Source organism: Mesorhizobium sp. ES1-6 (assembly GCF_020164775.1).
Lineage (GTDB): Bacteria > Pseudomonadota > Alphaproteobacteria > Rhizobiales > Rhizobiaceae > Mesorhizobium.
This window is the reverse complement of sequence record NZ_JAIUGU010000002.1, coordinates 38,359-55,391: the sequence shown is the minus strand read 5'-3', so window position 1 is coordinate 55,391 and position 17,033 is coordinate 38,359. Positions and strand designations below refer to the sequence as shown.

9 protein-coding genes and 1 pseudogene are annotated in these 17,033 nt (G+C 57.2%); 6 read left to right on the top strand and 4 right to left on the bottom strand.

From position 1 onward, the window contains the following. The first annotated feature begins 289 nt into the window (after window positions 1–289). Genes LB564_RS05050 through LB564_RS05040 form a run of 3 tightly spaced genes read left to right on the top strand, consistent with a single transcriptional unit; the run spans window position 290 to window position 4,469 of the window. Window positions 290–2,224, top strand: a complete 1,935-nt coding sequence (locus LB564_RS05050) for a serine protease (protein ID WP_224535525.1) — start codon at window positions 290–292, stop codon at window positions 2,222–2,224. Then, window positions 2,206–3,549: a ComEC/Rec2 family competence protein gene (locus tag LB564_RS05045; RefSeq protein WP_224535523.1), complete on the top strand. Its 1,344-nt coding sequence runs from the start codon at window positions 2,206–2,208 to the stop codon at window positions 3,547–3,549. The genes LB564_RS05050 and LB564_RS05045 overlap by 19 nt, the downstream gene beginning before the upstream one ends. 44 nt (window positions 3,550–3,593) lie before the next feature. Next, window positions 3,594–4,469 (top strand): SMODS domain-containing nucleotidyltransferase, encoded by an 876-nt coding sequence (locus tag LB564_RS05040; RefSeq protein ID WP_224535521.1) that lies wholly within the window; start codon window positions 3,594–3,596, stop codon window positions 4,467–4,469. A gap of 329 nt (window positions 4,470–4,798) precedes the next feature. Here the strand turns inward: LB564_RS05040 and LB564_RS05035 are convergent, their stop codons facing one another. From LB564_RS05035 to LB564_RS05020, 4 genes and pseudogenes are all read right to left on the bottom strand, one after another. Further along, window positions 4,799–7,288, bottom strand: a complete 2,490-nt coding sequence (locus LB564_RS05035) for a caspase family protein (protein ID WP_224535519.1) — start codon at window positions 7,286–7,288, stop codon at window positions 4,799–4,801. Between the two features lie 1,168 nt (window positions 7,289–8,456). Further along, window positions 8,457–9,017: pseudogene (rplI, locus tag LB564_RS05030) on the bottom strand (50S ribosomal protein L9); the annotation flags it as partial. A 237-nt stretch (window positions 9,018–9,254) separates the two neighbouring features. Further along, complete coding sequence (locus tag LB564_RS05025; protein ID WP_224535517.1) at window positions 9,255–10,340, bottom strand: CHAT domain-containing protein; 1,086 nt, start codon at window positions 10,338–10,340, stop codon at window positions 9,255–9,257. Window positions 10,341–10,429: 89 nt separating this feature from the next. After that, window positions 10,430–11,731, bottom strand: coding sequence for a hypothetical protein (locus LB564_RS05020; protein ID WP_224535515.1), 1,302 nt, complete (start codon window positions 11,729–11,731; stop codon window positions 10,430–10,432). 185 nt (window positions 11,732–11,916) lie between these two features. Between LB564_RS05020 and LB564_RS05015 the strand changes: the two genes are divergently transcribed. From LB564_RS05015 to LB564_RS05005, 3 genes are all read left to right on the top strand, one after another. After that, complete coding sequence (locus LB564_RS05015) at window positions 11,917–13,038, top strand: patatin-like phospholipase family protein (RefSeq protein ID WP_224535513.1); 1,122 nt, start codon at window positions 11,917–11,919, stop codon at window positions 13,036–13,038. 336 nt (window positions 13,039–13,374) lie between these two features. Beyond that, window positions 13,375–15,918, top strand: coding sequence for a caspase family protein (locus LB564_RS05010; RefSeq protein WP_224535511.1), 2,544 nt, complete (start codon window positions 13,375–13,377; stop codon window positions 15,916–15,918). Further along, window positions 15,918–17,018, top strand: coding sequence for a hypothetical protein (locus LB564_RS05005; protein WP_224535509.1), 1,101 nt, complete (start codon window positions 15,918–15,920; stop codon window positions 17,016–17,018). Before LB564_RS05010 ends, LB564_RS05005 begins: the two co-directional genes overlap by 1 nt. Window positions 17,019–17,033 lie beyond the last annotated feature (15 nt).

The following is a 17,033-nucleotide window of genomic DNA, read 5'->3' as shown; positions in this document are numbered from 1 at the left end:
TGATATCGATGGGCTGTGCGGCTTTCGGGAGCGTCGTCGAATTCAAACCCGTTCGATGACGGACAGCAAGGCCAGAAAATCATTCAAGAAAGACAGGTATCTATCGACGTGGCGGTGGACGCAAAACTCTTGTGCTTTTATTGCTGAATATGCCCGTTGCAAGACTTGAGTTTTTCCTTTCCCTGCGCAATGCTGGCAACGGGGAATACAAAACTGGGCGCTTGTGACGCGCGACTTGCTTTGGCGATCACCGTATAGCTGAGCTTCGTGCGTAAAAGTGGGGTGGACGTTGGCGAAGAAGACTGTTCCCGCCAGAAAAAGAAAAGCTGTCGTGGCGGCGAGCCTTTCTGCCGACGAGACCCAGAATGTGTATTCGTCTCGCCGGTTCCTGGACGTCGCGACACAGAAGAAGCTCGGTCTAAGGATACGCTTCGATACGTACTACAAAGATCCTCTGATCGCCAAGAACAATCCGGGCGTGGAGATTGATGGCGACTTCTATGTACCTTGGGAGCCACGGATCGGGGCCGGGCCGACAAGCGCAAGATTCGCGGTTGTCGACTATGACAGCACGACAAACAGGCTGGAAAAGCCGGCAGAATGGAGCCGCAAGGAGAAGGCCTTTCTGGACCCTGACGGCCGGAAGATAGACCGGACACAGAAGGAGACAGCCCATTTCCGTCAGGTGAGTACATGGGCAATTTTGCAGAACACGCTGGATTTCTTTGAAAGCCCAAGCGGGCTTGGCCGGCGCGTCTCATGGGCATTTGAAGGCAGTCGGCTCCTGGTGACGCCAAATGCCGGATACGGCGCGAACGCCTACTACGACCGCGAAAGCAAGTCGTTGCAATTCTACTATTTTGACGACGAGGATGGCCATCGAATCCACACTTGCCTGTCGAGCGATATCGTCAATCACGAGTTCGGGCATGCGCTGCTGGACGCAATCCGACCCTACTATCTGGAAGCGGTTTCGCCGCAGACCGGCGCATTCCATGAGTTTCTGGGCGACCTGACCGCGATTTTGATGACGTTGCGCAACAGTTCATTCCGCGGAGAACTCGCAGCAAGGACAGACGGCGACCTGAGGACGAAATCGGGCGAGGATCTGCTCGCAGCCGTGGCGGCCGAATTCGGCAATGCCGTGTCGCGGCAACCCTACCTTCGGAGCGCGGCCAACCGGTACCGGCTTGGCAAATTCAAGAATGAGATCGAACCACACACGCTCTCGCAAGTGATGACGGGTGCGATGTTCGACATCTTCGTAGCGCTCACCGAGCAATATCTCAAGCGCGAGCGAAGCAATGGAAAGACTCACAGCCCGTTGCAGTCCCTGCAATATGCCGCCGCGAGGATGCAGGTAATTGCAATCCAGGCACTTGATCTTCTGCCTCCCGTGGAGGTGAGTTTCAATGACTATGCGCGCGCCGTTTTGCGCAATCTCGCTATCGCGGATCCGACCGATCCCAAACAGTATCGCGCGATGATCGCGGGGATATTCGGCGATCGCGAGATCATGACTGCGCAGGAGAGCACTGAACTGCTGACGCCTGCTCCCTTGTATGATCGCATGCCAGGCACAATTTCGCACGACCCTGAGTTGATAGGAAGCTCGCGCGCCGAGGCATACCGATATCTGGACGACAACCGCGACAAGCTGTTCATCCCGGATCATGTCGATCTCATAGTGGATGAGGTTTTCACTTCGGAGAAAATGGTCGGCAGTGGCCTCTTCCAGCCCAAGCAGATCATTCTTCAGTATCTATGGCGCGAAGAACTGGTTCTTCGCGGCAGCCGCTTCGGCGCTTTCAATGGAAAGATCACCAGTCTGCTGTGTGGCGGGACGATGGTCTTGGACGTAAATGGCAGCCTGCTTTACTGGGTTCGAAAGCCGGGCAGCGGACCGTCAGCCACCGCGGTCCTAGCTAAGGACAAGCGAGCCAGAGGCAAGACACTGTTCGGTACGGAGGAGCAGGCTTTGGCCGAAGTCGAGAGGGGCAAAGAGCGAAAACGCGATTACCTCGAAGCGCTTGCCCGGCGCATCGAGGAAGGCATGGTCGGGGAGGAACTGGCCGGTCCTGACGGCATCGCCGGCAACCTGACGCCGCCTCTGATCGCTCGCCAAGGTGGCGGCTCAGTTACCTTTGAGCTTTCGCCGCACTTTCACATTCATGACCATGATGAAACCAGTCTGGGAGGACTCAGATGGCAAATGAGCTCCTGATCCGGCTTTACGATGTCGGTCTTGGCGATTGTATCTACGTGCGAATACCTGGCCAGACGGATAGGCACGAAGACGCTTTCCATATGCTGATCGACTGCGGGACCTGGAGTGAAGAAAAGTTGCTGTCAGCGGCGATGGTGCACTTGGCCACACAGTTGCCGACATCGGCCAGTGGCAAGAAGCGGCTCGATCTCGTCGTTGTCACGCATGAGCACAAGGACCACATAGCCGGCTTCGACCCGAAGTTGTTCGAGGCCATCGAAGTTGGCGCCGTCTGGATGAATTGCGCAATGGACCCCAGGCACCCGCAGGCGGGGAAGGCACGCAAGCTGAGAGGCGTAGCCGAAAAAGCAGTTAGAAGACTGGCATCCCTTGGACCGAACCTCAGCCCCCGCCTCAGTGAGCTACTGTCCGTTTTCCAGATCAACAATGCGGGCGCTATGCGGACCCTGCGCAAGACGTTGCTCAAGGGAAAGGCGCCAACCTATGTGCATGCTGGTCAAACCAACGAAACGCACGGCATCAAACTCTTCAAGACAAAGCTTCACATTCTTGGGCCGGAAGCTGACTTCGACCATTTCTATCTGGGTGCGGATGCTCAGCGGGCCTTGAGGGGTGTGATTGGTGCAACCGCTTTTAATGCTGATAAACCAGGTGCCGGAAAGACGTCCAGGAAGCCCGAAAGTTTACCCTATCCACAGAACATAAGTCCGGCGGCTTTCCGTGCACTCCGCGGGCGCATGCAGTCCGCAGCATTGGCCTTCGCCGAGCTGGACGGCAAGCTGAAGAACAATTCAAGCGTGGTGTTGCTGATCGAGTGGAACAAGAAGCGCCTGCTCTTCGTCGGTGACGCCGAATGGCACGGTGATTTCAAGTCTGGCAAGATGAATGGCTCGTGGAACGTGATGTGGAATGAGCGCAAGAAGCTCCTCGCCAAGCCTGTCGACTTTCTCAAGATCGGCCATCACGGCAGTGAAAACAGCACCCCATGGGACATGGGAAAAGGCAAGCAAACTGAAGCAAGCGACATACTCAACGCGATCCTTCCGGTCCCACCCGATGGAGAACAGCCCAGTGCGATGGCCGTGGTGTCGACCGAGCGCGGAAAGTATCCGACAATCCCTCGCGCACTGTTGCTGACCGAGATCGCGCGTCGAGTTGGCGGTACCAGAAACTACAAGAACGATCTCAAGCGTTTCAGGCCGCGAGCCCCCGCTGACTTCGAGACCTATGAACGCAACTGGTTCGGCGATGCGCAACCGCTGCGCACCGATTTCGAGCGGATCAGGGAGGGCAAGGGATTTGTCGATGTGATCTTTGAATAAGCACTGACTGCCTGGTGCGGGGCGAATGAAAGTGGGGATGCAATATGTTGGCGAACATCCGTTTTGAGGAGTTTCTGCGTGACATAGAGCCTAATCAAAGAGTTATACGGTCGGCTTCCGAGGCGCACTATTCGATACGAAATCATCTCAGGGCTCATCCCGATTTTTCCAAGCGCCTGAACCGCGACTTCCTTGCCGGGAGCTATTCGCGACACACGGCAATCCGCCCGAGCTCTGTGGGAGGCGATCAGTTCCGACCAGATGTCGATGTATACGTCGAGCTTGCCTATGGATTTAGCGCCGATCCCCGCGACATTTTGAAAAAACTAAGGCGAGTTCTTCAAGACGACTATAACGTGGAGCGAATGAATAGGCGGTCGGTACGCATCCGAATGCCACTCATAGATGTCGACGTCGTTCCCCTTATTCATTCTGGACACGGATTTAAAATACCGGATCGTAGAGACGAGGAATGGTGGCAGACAGATCCGCTCTTTCACAATGAATGGAGCGCGGCGATGAATGCAGAATTCCAAGGCAGATTTAAGCCCCTTGTGAAGCTCATTAAATGGTGGCGGCGCGTGAACTTTGGTTCAAGGCGCCCCAAGGGCTTCGCGCTGGAGATCTTGACCGCGGAGCACGCTCCTTTTGACGAGTATCATTATGGTGAAGCGTTCGCCCAATTTCTCGCGAGCGTAGCGAAGGCGTATGGCGGCAGGCCATATCAAAGGCCAAAGCTGGCTGATCCGGCGGTGCGTGGCGCCGACATACTGTCCAAGGTGTCTCGTGCTGACTGGAACGACTTTATGGACTTGGTGACCAAGCACGCACGCACGGCACGCGAAGCGCAGGAGAATGACGACGAAGGTCTTGCCATGCAGCTTTGGCGCCAAGTACTAGGCCCAAGGTTGCGTTGGTGATCCTCCGCCTAGACAGCATCGGCGCGAGATTGCGTGCCGGGTTGTCGCCGCAATCTTGTTCTTCACCAGTCTGACGGCGCAGGAAAACTGAGAGCCGAGAGCCACCGGATGACATCGCCCCGTGCAACCAGTTCGTTGTGTGCCGATGCAGCGATAGGATAGCCCCGGAACGAAACCGCAGTTCGTCCGACAGCTCATCGGGTTGGACACGGCCCTGCTGTGGATGATCGTCTGTAAGGTTATAACGTATGGGTGGATACAGCGTGATTTGAGCCGCCGCGATGCACTCAATTCATGCAAAGGCTCGGGCGGGCCGGACTATTTCCTCCTCAGTCCAACCGTACCACCGTGAATGCTTGCCTCGGGTCGACCCGGTTGGCTAACGCACGCGCTGCCTTTGCTTGTTCACCTAACGCAGCGTTTTCGACGGCGAGTCTTTCCAGTCCGCGGGCCAGATATTCGACGGAAAGGGAATATGCAGGCACACCGCGGGCTAGTCCCTCTAGAAAATATGGCAAGGCCGCCATCCGACCTTCCCTGTTGCGCGCTGTCGAGAGAACGCGCCACCCAAATACGATAGGTCCATCGGCGATTGATGGGAACCAGTCGGCGAGATTACGCAACCAGTCGCCGCTCGCACGGCTGCGAAGCCGCAATGGAGCGTCTCCGCCCATGGCAACAAGCACCAGCGCCCCGGCGACTGCGGCAAAAGGATTGGTCCCCTTCATTCGCACGGAGTCGACAGCAGTGTCACCAAGCTGGCCGTGTCCGGAACCAAGGATGAGGCCTGCGGATTCGAAATCTCTGACCGCCAAAAAACCGAGGAGCCCCGACCAGTCTGACGCATCGATGCCGAGAACGTCATTCTGGCCGATTGTGACGGACGAGAAGAACGCATCGCGTGGCGCCGCGAGGTTGATCACGACATGTGGAAACCAAGGTTTTGCCTGCATGAGGGCAGCTTCGCCGAGACTGGGAACAGCCGCCGCCTCACGCCGCCCATTGGTCTCCAGAGCTAGAAAGACCATGCGGGGAGGGGCTTGAATGCCGTCATTCCAGACAACTTCTCGCAGGTCCGTGAGGCTCACGCGACGGATACGCTCATGCTGCGGCGGTGATATCTCTATGCCTAACCCAATCCGCATCGGCGCCGATATATATCCGGCTCGATTGCCGACTGAGACGTCCAGAGTGACAGTCTCTACCGATATAGGGGCGTCTCTCCGCCAACTCTGAGCGGTGCCGGATTCGCGCGGTCGCTCATTGAGCCGATCATGAGATGTCGGCGGGATTTCGAAAACCAGGTGCTTGACTTCACGAGGCTCAATCCGTTCGATGCGGGTCAAAGTGACACCGACTGGTGTGCGGACCTCGATGCGAAATGCACCGTGAAATGGCACCTTAATTCTCGGCGGCTGCTCGGCGCCCTGTTTCCTCAAAATATCAACGCTTATCGAAGTTTGCCAACCCTCAATGTCGAGCGCGGATACTGTGACGATTGCACCGCTCTTGACACTCCCAGATCCAACGACCGACACCGCGAAGGCAGCTACCGGTGAACCATCGCGTCCGGAGGTGCCTCGATGTTGACCCATGGGTTTTAGGTTCTGCGCAGGCAAAGCCGGCTCATCTAGCGCGAGGAAAAAGGCTGGCGGGTAAATGTCGGCCTGGGCTTCGCCGTTTTGCCTTCCGTCCCGCCGAGATGATGCAGTGAGGCTCGCACCCCTGGGTATCCTAACCTCAGCAAACAATGGTTGCTCCTTGCCGGTCAGGCGCTTCCTCCAATCATTTCCCGCCAACATGCTTATCCGCGATCGAGGCCATTCACTTGGATCATTGAATGAGACGAAGACCGGCACGTCGGCGGTTTTGCGCGGATAGTGTATGGCGAAATTACGGACGATCTTTGATTCCGCCAGCTGCAACTCCTCGTTGGGAAGTCGATGGAGTATGAGCATTCGCTCTAAGCCGCTATAGAGGGTGCTGGGTCGCACAGGCCAGTCCGTCGTCGTCGGGTCGCTGCCAACTCCATTCAGTGAACGAAGCAGTCCATCGATAAAGATACTGGTTTTGCCCGGCCGCCCCAATGCCACGGCGCCGAGTGCGGTGGACCTAAGAATGAACTGCTGGCGGGTCTTTCCGTGGTCGTTTTGTAGCGGCCTCGGCTGGATGAACTTTTCTCCATAACCAATGTCCCACGGAAGGTCGCCGTCGGCTTCTGTCCGACAGCAATCAAAGATCAACAGCTGATCCAATGGGCGTGCAACTTGGAGAGCGCTCACCAGTTGCTCGACCTCGGACATGCCGAATGTCCGGTTGCGAACCTTCGAGCCATAGTCTTCCAGAATAAAGGCGGTGCGCGGCCCATTGCTCTTACCGTGGGAACAGACGAGCAGCACGGCGAGGTTTTCCTCGTGACTGTTGAGGCGAACGACCCATTCCCAGACGGCCTGCGATGCATTTTCGAAGGTCGCTCGAGGCACCGATCCGCCTGCATAGGTCGAGCAGGCCGGTCGCGGAATATCCCTTTCGGATAAAACGACTGCTAGGCTGCCTAGTGGGCGATACGAATTTCTGAACGCTGGCCGAGCTGATGATTGTGCCAATGGGCCTAGGAACCAGTCAGCCACAGCGCGCGCGGACGCCGTTGTAGACGACAATGTCTGCATTTCGTCAGTGTCGGGAAAATCGCCAACACCGATAATAAGCGTGTGTGTCGCCGCAATGTCCGTGAGGCCGGGGTCTATGTAGACGAGCCCTTGCTCCCGCCTACGCGTGTCACTGTTGTGCAAGATGACACCGTTGCCAGTCAGGCTCATTTGGCAAACCCCGATTGCCGTCCACAACTCTCAAGAGGACTAGTACTGCTGCCCCGCGAGGGAGGATATAGATGCGTGAACAATGGTGAAGTCAACGCATACGATCGTAATGCATATGAGCCTCTGGATGCATCGCCCCGGCGAACTGAACTGCCAAGGCATTGCCAGGTAGCTGGCAATGCCTTGGCGGGTATGCCGATGAAACTCGGGACGCCATCACCTTTGATGCAAGGAAGTGTTCGGCCGGGCCTTCCGATCGGCCCCGCGCTCTGAGCTATCTGACAATCGGCACGTCGATCGTCTCGACAGCATGATTGAAAAACACGGTAACGGGAATGTCGGTCTTATTTCGAAGCCTGTCATGCGCGATGATGATATCGGCTTCGCCTTCTACGATTGTGCCCGGATCCGACCGATCTGTGGATGGAACTATCTTGGTTGGTCCACCAGGGTCTTCCGCCAGAGGGCTTGAAATGTAGAGGCTGCCCTGGGGCTCGTTCTCGGCGTCTTTCAGCAGAAGATCACGACCGTCGATATTGAAAGGCAATTTTCTGCTGACCTTCACCAGGACGCGAAACTTTCTTTTTCCGAGCCCCGCGGGTGCTGTATCCTCGGCATCGACATACGATACATATCGGAGCCCGATGTCAGAAAGAAGCTGAAGGAGACGCGATCGAAAATCATCCGCTTCGCTCGAATTCAGCCGATCTGGTGATATGCCAGGATCGAGAGCGCCTCGATACCCCGGGGCACTCACAACGAGAGCATAGGCCGCCGCCCGCGCTTCATCGGGATCGGTCGCGAACAGTTTTTCGTAAAGTCGCTCGGGAATTGTTGACGTCTCGAACCAGTCGACTTCAGCTAGCCCATGCGCCTTGCCTGTTTCCATCGAAACTCTTTCCTCCAAGGAAAGAAGAAACTTGGTGGCCTCCCGAATGCCATCAACGCGGTCACTGACCGTACTCGATCTCAACCGTTTTACAATGCTAGCAGGGGTTGATTGCTGGTTTGCTAATTCCTCATTCCTGAGGTCGGCAGGACGAGAAGAGCGCTTTGCCTCCAGGGACTTCCCAACAGGGAATTCCCTTTCGTCAGGCGCTGCAGGCTGGGTGCGGTAGGAGGAACGCGATTTCTGCATTGCCAAATCTGCCACTACCTCGGCGTAACCGAACTCGACATCCGGGTCGAAAAAGGACTCCGGCCGGGCGTTGTCGTTGATGTCGTCGCCATAGATGGCTTCGGCGGTGGTCAGCGTCTCGCCCTTGGCCTGGCGCTCGGCTTCGTCGGCCGTGCGGGCGATGTTGAGGCTGACGGTGACCTCGACTTCCGGATGCAGCGCGATCGCCACGTTGGTGACGCCAATGGTCTTGATAGGCTGGTTGAGCAGGATCTGGTTGCGGTTGATAGAGAAGCCTTCCGCCGTCAGCAGGTCGGCGATGTCGCGTGTCGACACCGAACCGTAGAGCTGGCCGGTCTCGCCTGCCGAACGCACGGCGATGAAGCTCTCGCCGTCGAGCTTTTCGGCGACCTGGGTGGCTTCCGACTTGCGCTTGAGGTTGCGGGCTTCGAGCTCTGCTCGCTGACCCTCGAACTTCTTCTTGTTGGCTTCGTTGGCGCGCAGCGCCTTGCCCTGCGGCAGCAGGAAGTTACGGGCAAAGCCGTCCTTGACCTTGACGGTATCACCCATCTGGCCGAGGCGGGAAACGCGTTCGAGAAGAATGATTTCCATAACTCGGTTTCCTGAGGGTTGCTGCTACGCCAAACTTTTCCAGCAACGCTAGTTCGGCACTCACTGTCGCGCGGGCGCTTACTCTCGTGCTTCTGGAAACGCCACCCAAGGTTGGCGTTCATATCTCACTTGCGGGCACAATATTGATATTTATCAGGCGAAGTCAGGGCGATGCTCCGGAAAATCAGACAATAGATTTTTAAATATTGTGATGAAGCCGTGCCCACCCTGCCGAAATTACGCCAGCGCGTATGCGTCGCGGCCGATATAGGTATACAGCAGCGCCATTGGATGACCGCTGGTGGCTGTGAGGTTGCGCCGCGTTTCCTGGAATGCGGCGGACATGTTCAACTTGCCAACCTTCAAGTGTTTATAAAGCTCACGTGCGAAAACCGTGGCAAAAGCATCGTCTACTGGCCCCGTCGTGCATGCAACGCATGGGGATTTCTGCCGCCGGAAGAAATGGGCAAGCGACGACCGGTAACTGTGGTTGCCAAAGGCAGATGCGCACGCATTCAGGAATACGAAGCAACCGGTAAAGTCAAATTCGTCAGGGCCACTCATTTCCGATGCACTAATGAAGGCATTAGCGCGCACCCGCAGATGGGGAGGGCCAGGGTTGCCGTCAAGATCCTCTGGTGTGGCGATGCGGCAGTTGAAATGAAGCACACTATGACGCTCGGTCAGCCAGTTCAGCAGCTCTTCTCGATCTGCATCCATCAAACTATGATCTAGTGGGGCCAGAACCGATAGCGAATTGATATCGCCCGCTAGCTCGCCAATGACATAGATTTCCTCGATATCCGGTCGCGACGGTGTTTTGTGCAACTTGCACGAACTGTCTAGCATGGCATCTTCGGCGTAGCCGATTTTATGATGCGCAACTGGGGGGCGCCCCCTAGGATACATACTATTCAATAGCTCGGTGCTGCTGGTGGTCACGCGAGGCACGCAAAGATAACGCTCGCCTAAAAAGAATTCACCGTCATCGTCGCGCATGACACATAGGTCAATGAGCCGCTGAAGCTTACCACCGGGCTGAATTAGTTGAGTGATAGCGGATATTCCCAGCAGCCTGATTTCGGCCAGGAACTCGTCTTCTCGCCCGTCGAACAAGGCTTTCGTAAGGGCGCGACCTCTCTTATTCAAAACGTCCAGACATTCGCTCCGCTCTCCCAGAGTGTGTCCATTCCAATCCGCAGCGACAATGCAGAAGTCGTCAAGTTGGAGGCTAAGTGCAAGGCAAGCAGCTTCGACCATGTCGTCTTCGGCGCTCAAAAATTCTGAAGATCCACCGTGGCTGTCTGGAGTTATCGTCCACATCCATCGTTGTCCCGATCTTTGGAATGTAACGTGCGAGCCACCTATCCCTGCACTCTGTAGACCACCGGCTGTCATAAACCCTCAGGAATCTATATTCGGTTGTTTGGGATTTTATATCGAAAGGAAATATTCGTTGGGGCTGCATTAGGAGTCAAGACAAATAGATTAATTTGGTGAGATCTGCGAGACCCGCCCAGCACGGTGAAGCGCGCCGGCCTTCCGAGTGTCGTTCGAACCGCTGCGGGCTCGACCCGGCATGTTTCGCTGGCTGGCGCCAGGTCAAAATAGTCCCCATCGTCAAGCGCAGGGTGAGGGCTTGTTCCAGCAAACCCACTTCTCGTCGAAAGTTCGGTATCGACGACGAATTCCACGAGATGGCGATCGTTCGTGATGCCTGCAGGGCGGTCGGTCACGGGAAGCATCGACACCATTCTCGAATCGGATTCCAATCCGGCCAACCATCGGATCATCAAGTCATTGGGAAGGGGAAAACTGGCAACATGCACATGCCTTAGAAGGCCTGGTTCATGTCGCCCGGTCACCCAACTTCCCGCAACGCTGAGCCGCATGCCTGTGAAGCGGCGAACATGAAAACCTGACGAAGGCGATCGATCGATGTGCCGCGGGGGCATATTGTTGAAAAGCTCAAGCTGAGGCCCCGAATACGCTGTTGCCAGTTGCATTCGGCGTCGGTCACTCATGACAGATTGCCTCACCGCGCCGGTCTGCAGGAAAGCGCGACTAACATCTTCGTAGATTGCTAGCGCTGAACGCCAATCGGCGCTGAGTGGCGTCCCCATCGCCAGTGCATCAGCCTGCACACGCTGGACAACCGCTCTCAACGGAGAGTTCAATGCAAGGTCGGGGTCATCGAGAAAGTCAGCACAGATCCTGCTGGCCAGAAGCGGGTTTTCCAGAATCTTGCGGCAGTGGAGACTATCCAGTGTTTCTTCTATCGCGCTGCGCGACCATCCGCGTCGGCGATTTCGCTTTCTATTACCGAAAAAGCGCAGAAGGCCGAGACTGAGCGAACGCTTCTCGTGTGAAATGCAGGGCTCCGACGAAAAAATCTCGGCTGTCCGATCGATGATCTCGCGCGAGCCGATCGCGCGTAACAAGCCGACTGGAGCAATCAGCTCGGCCAATTCGCGATCCTCGGTTTTCAACAAGATGAGGTCGTCAGGGAAAACCGCGGGCGCACCCGTATCGAGATCGACGAACAAAAAAGACTTGCTGGGAGAGCTCTCCCCACTGCTTAGCCAACGCCTCAACGCCGTTGCATCTTCGCTCGAGGCCGATATGAGCCATATCGACGGGCGCCGATCGAGAGCACCCAGCGCTGTAGGCAAATCCAGTTGTAACTGACCGAGCCCGTCGACGAGAGTTTCCAAGCACCTTCTCCAAGCCTCGATCATGTCTATCGCGATTCGGCCGGTGCATGCAGTCCATCAAAGTAATTTGCGCGGAGATCACCGACTTCTCTTGGAAAGTAGGTGTCCAGCAGGTAGTGAATGGTCGCGCCAATCTTGATAAAACAAAATGACCGAGGTTGGCTCGGCGATGGGGGGGCACGAACTTGGCGAAAATCGCGAAACCTTTTGCAGAGACCGTGGACCGGAACACACCGGCGCTTGCCCTTTCGGGCGGTGGATTCAGAGCTACGCTCTATCACTGTGGTGCTTTCATGCGGCTCAACGAACTTGGTTTTCTGACAAAGTTCAGCCGGATATCAAGCGTCTCCGGTGGCGCCATCGCTGGCGGCATGCTGGCCGCCGCATGGCCGCGACTGACGATGAAGAAGGATGTCATCACCAATCTCGATAAGGAGGTAATCCGGCCGTTGCGCGAGTTTTGTCGGCGGTCGGTCGACACTGCAGCGGTCGGCTGGGGGGCGATACTTCCTGGAAAATCCATCGGTGACGTGCTGACCGAGACTTACGACGATCTTTTTAAAGGCGTCACACTGCAAGATCTTCCGGACAGCCCGCAATTCATCTTCAACGCCACAAATCTGCAAACCGGGCGGGTGGTCAGATTGCAGAAGGTTCGCCTTGCGGACTATACGCTTGGTGAAATCGCCAAGCCCAATGTTCGCCTTGCCGTGGCAGTGGCTGCCTCCAGCGCGTTTCCGCCGGTCCTCTCCCCTGTGCTGGTCACGGTCGATCCGAAGAGTTGGGTCAAGCGACCCGGAGCGATCCACTATGGCGATCCCGCCTATAATCGCACGCTTTCGCTGACGGATGGAGGTACCTACGATAATCTCGGCCTTGAGACGGTCGACGACTTCAATCCGGTCGTTGTAAGTGATGCTGGCGCGCCATTCGGCATGGAGGAGACCGCGAGCGCGCTGTGGCCGAAGCAGGCGATGCGCGCGCTCGATATCGCGACGGATCAGGCGCGGGCTTTGCGCAAGCGGTACCTGTTCGCCCAATGCATCGCTGAAGGTCGCGTGCCCGTGTACAGCGGCATCGATGGTAACCCCGATACCTATCCGGCCCAACAGCTGATTAAGGTTGCGCCGGCCACAATCCGGCGATTGGCGCGCCTGCGCACGCGTCTTGCCCCTTTTTCCGAAGAGGAGCAGTCGCGCTTGATAAATTGGGGCTGGCTCATGACGGACGTGGCGATGCGTAGTTATGTGGCAAATGCGGTGCCGCCGCCTTCGGCCTTGCCCATTCCGGCTTACCCGCTCGTATGACCGCCTTTTTGTTGCGGAGCCGGGACGCCAGCCCGCATAGAGAGCAATCCCACCTTTGGAAGTGAACATCGTGAGCTACGGAGCGAGCGCGTCGAAAAAATGCTCCAACGAGATTACAAGATATTCCAAAGAGTAGCGTTACGGTAGTACAGTCATCGGAGGGGGAGTTCCGATGAATGTATTTTATGAGCGCTACGAGGCGGTAGTAGACGATGATTGTGCGCCTCTGCGTCAAGGCGTTATTCGAATCGGCCTTCACCCAAAAGGGGCTTCGAGGGCGCGAGACCGTGGCTGCGCGACCCCAGCCCACTTCGCGGATGCATTCTGGCCAGTGCTATGACCGCAAAAACACTAAGCACCGACCCTGAAGACCACGCAGCCGGCGTCGTCTTTCATGATCCGGCAGACGGCCCGCACACCCACGTCCTGATACTTGGTGTGGGGTCCTATCCCTGGAGCGATTTCGCAGAACTGACCTCTCCTCCAGCGTCGGCTCGCGCTGTGGCGGACTGGTTTCTTGGTTTTGGTCAAACAGAGTTCATCAATCCGCAAAGGCCGCTCGGCAGCGTCGCTGTCCTGCTGTCCGAACCAGTGACAGGCGGTAAAGCCAAGGCCGACCGCAGCTCAGCTCGAATTGGCGCTTCTTATCGAGGGATCGAGACGCTGCGACCAAATTATGCCAATGCGCGGATTGCAACTGAGGCTTGGCGAAATCGTCTCAAGGCGAACAGCCAGAACATGGCCGTCGTGTATCTTTGTGGTCACGGACTATCCGAGAACGGGGTTACGGCCTTCGTTCTCGAAGACCACGGGTTCGACAAGGACAAACCATTCTCTTCCTTGGTCGATCTAAACGACTTGACGAAAGCAGCTGCCTCGTTGGCTGTGCCTGCCCAGTTGCTGTTTTTCGACTGCTGCCGAAGCGACGCCAGTCTTGGACTTCAGTCGGGGCTCGTCGGTGACCGGTTGCTCGACCACGCTGGCCCGCGGCGGGCAGATGTCGGGCAGGTCGCGCAATATGCCACGCTGTTGGCGAAGGAGGCTGGAGGGCGCACAGGGCAGACCAGCTTGTTTGCCGCGAGCCTCATCAATGCGCTTGACCTTGCGGGATCGAAGGAAACCGGCCGATGGGTCGTGCGCGCAGGCCGATTTCGCGACGTACTCGGAGATTGCCTCGCACTTTACGGGCGGTCGATTGATGAGATCCAGGACCTTGATGGGGCGATTTCCGGCAAACGGATCGATCTCAATTTTCCAAGATATTCTGATGAAGTTCGGACCTTCGTCTCGCTCGCTGATCCCGAACGCTGGAACAAGGCAAGGATCACGCTGACGCGCGTGGACAGTGAGGGCAAGAAGACCGAATTTAGGACCATCGAGGCTGCCGGTTTGGCCGAGCCATTCTATGACTGTCCTCTGCCGGCTGGAGCTCTGTTCGGTTTTTCGGCAGCGATCGACACCGAGGAACTCGCAGTCGAGCCGTTTGAAATCGAGGCGCCGGCCATCTTCGTCAGGCTCGGAGACGGGTTCGGATCGACCGTTAGTGTCGTCGACACGCCTGTTCAGCCTGACGGGCGCAACGTCTCTTTGCAGCGTTGGGAACCGAGCACCACGTTTTCCAAGTCACTCGCGGGCAAAGATGACTCTCGCGAGCCGCATGGCGCTGTACGGATCGATATCGAAATCCATGCGCCCATGTTTGCACAGGGAGCGGTTGCGACAATCGATCCATTGGGAGAAATGTCACCGCCAGCATCGGAAAACCTGGTGATCGCACTTGGTGGCCGGTCTAGCGCCATCTTGCCGATGCCGGGCCGGTATCGCGTTACCCTTGCCCTACCTGACGGTCGCCGAACCGAGCGCATCGTCACATCAAAGTGGGGCGAACGTCAAAAGATCGTCTTCGATATCGGCAACTCGCCTCGCGAATTTCTGTACCCCGCCTTCTTGGCTGGCATCGTTCGACCGAAGGGGACACAAGGCGGCTTGGGGATCAAGGCGGCGGATGGCCCACTCACCATTCGCGCCGTGCGGCCGCCTTCGTTTTCTTCTCGGAAACTTGATCAAGTTTCAGAGAAGGCTCGACCAAAAATCCATGTGCGGCAGGATGAATTGGGGCAGATCCGATATGGGCTCGTTGAGTTCGAGGATCCTCTCGCGCCTCGTTTCAGGCGAGAGCCGGCGTCTTTGATTGGCGCGCCGCTCGACCACGCTGGCGGGTCTCCCTTGTGGGTAGAAGTCAGGGTCGGAGGCCTGACTGAGGTGTGTGTGGTTCCATCACTCGGCGGTATTGCAAAATATGGTGGCCGCAATTGGCGGGCGCAGGTGGTGATCGACCGCGCCCCTGGCCGTGATCGCCTGCACATGTCGTCGGTCGTGGACTCCCCAGAATGGTCCGGGCTTCTGGCTTTTCTTGGCAGGAGGGACTTCGACCGCGCGTCGCAGGTGCTGCAACATATGAGGCAGTCGCCTTTCGGAGAATTCCTTGGCGACGCCCATAATCCGTTTCTTCAAATAGGCGCCGCGCTGATTTTCGCCGCTACGGGCCCCGTTACCCATCATCCCCTTGACATGGCGGTTGAGAAGCTGGCGGTCGATTATCCCAGCCTGCCGGACGGGCCCATCATACTTGCGCGCCGGCGCTGGGCGCGCGCGCAGTCCGCAGGCGACCGGACCGACGCACTTGCACTATTTCGCGAAGGTTTCAGGCGCGGTGTGCCTATGTTCACGCTGGCACTCGACTGGCTGGGCCAGGGACTTTCCGAATCTGAGGACTGCGAAGGTGCGGCCGCCGCCGCGGCCGCCAAGGAACTTGCGTGGCGAGTTGACTTGACCCGCTGCTTTACGTGCTTTCGCCTCGACACCCAAGGAGAAGCTTGATGTCGCTTAAAATGACCATGAATCCGGGCGCCGAAGGCGACTTTATCACGCTCGACTGGGGGCCAGCCACGGATGTGCGACGGATGCTGATAGACCTTGGCCGGACAAAGTCCTATCGCGCGATGAGCTCTGCCCTTGCGGCGATGAAACGGTTTGAATTGTTCGTCATCACACATATCGATGCCGACCACATCGAGGGAGCGATGCCCTTCGTCAAACCGGCCGTGCCCGCCTTCGATACGGCGGAGGTCTGGTTCAATGGCTATGATCACCTGATCGCTGCGAAGGCACGTCTTTCGCATCTTCGTGAGCCTTTCGCTCCGGGCCAAGGCGAGAAACTAACAGACGGAATCCGCAAATTCGGCTGGGAAAAGCGCTGGAATGCTGCCTTTGGCAGCGGGCCTGTTTCGGTCGACAGCCCAGAGGCCGCGCATCCCATCGAGCTCGCCGGTGGGCTGACGCTGAGGTTGTTGTCCCCCTCGGATCGAGAGCTCGCAGCACTGGAGCCGACCTGGCGTAAGGTGATCGAGAATGTTGGCTTGGCACCTGGTCAACCAGATCTCGTCGAACCCGATGTGCCCGGCCGTGAACGGTTCGGGATCCTAGATGTCGAGTCCTTGGCGCGTGACCGCTTCGAAGAGGACACCTCCACGCCGAACGGTACAAGCATTGCATTCCTCGCAGAGTTTGCAGGCAAGAGGCTGCTCCTCACCGGCGATGCGCATCCGGGTCGCCTTGAATCGTCACTCAGGTTGCTGGGAGCCAGCGAAGACAATCGCATGAAAATCGACTGTTTCAAGGTCTCCCACCACGGTAGCAAGGCCAATACCTCGCCAAGCCTACTCAAGATCATCGATTGTACCCGCTTCGCATTCTCGACCGACGGCACCAAACACGATCATCCGAACCCGCAGACGATCGCGCGCATACTCAAGGCCGATCAGGACCGGCCAAAGCAGTTGATTTTCAACTTTCGCCAGCCCAACACGACAATCTGGGACAACGAACGTCTCAAACGCGATTATGCGTACACCTGTGTCTTCCCGCCTGATGGGAAGGAAGGTGTCGCCGTGGATTGTAGCGTTACGAGCGCAACCTAGGACGGCAAATGGAGG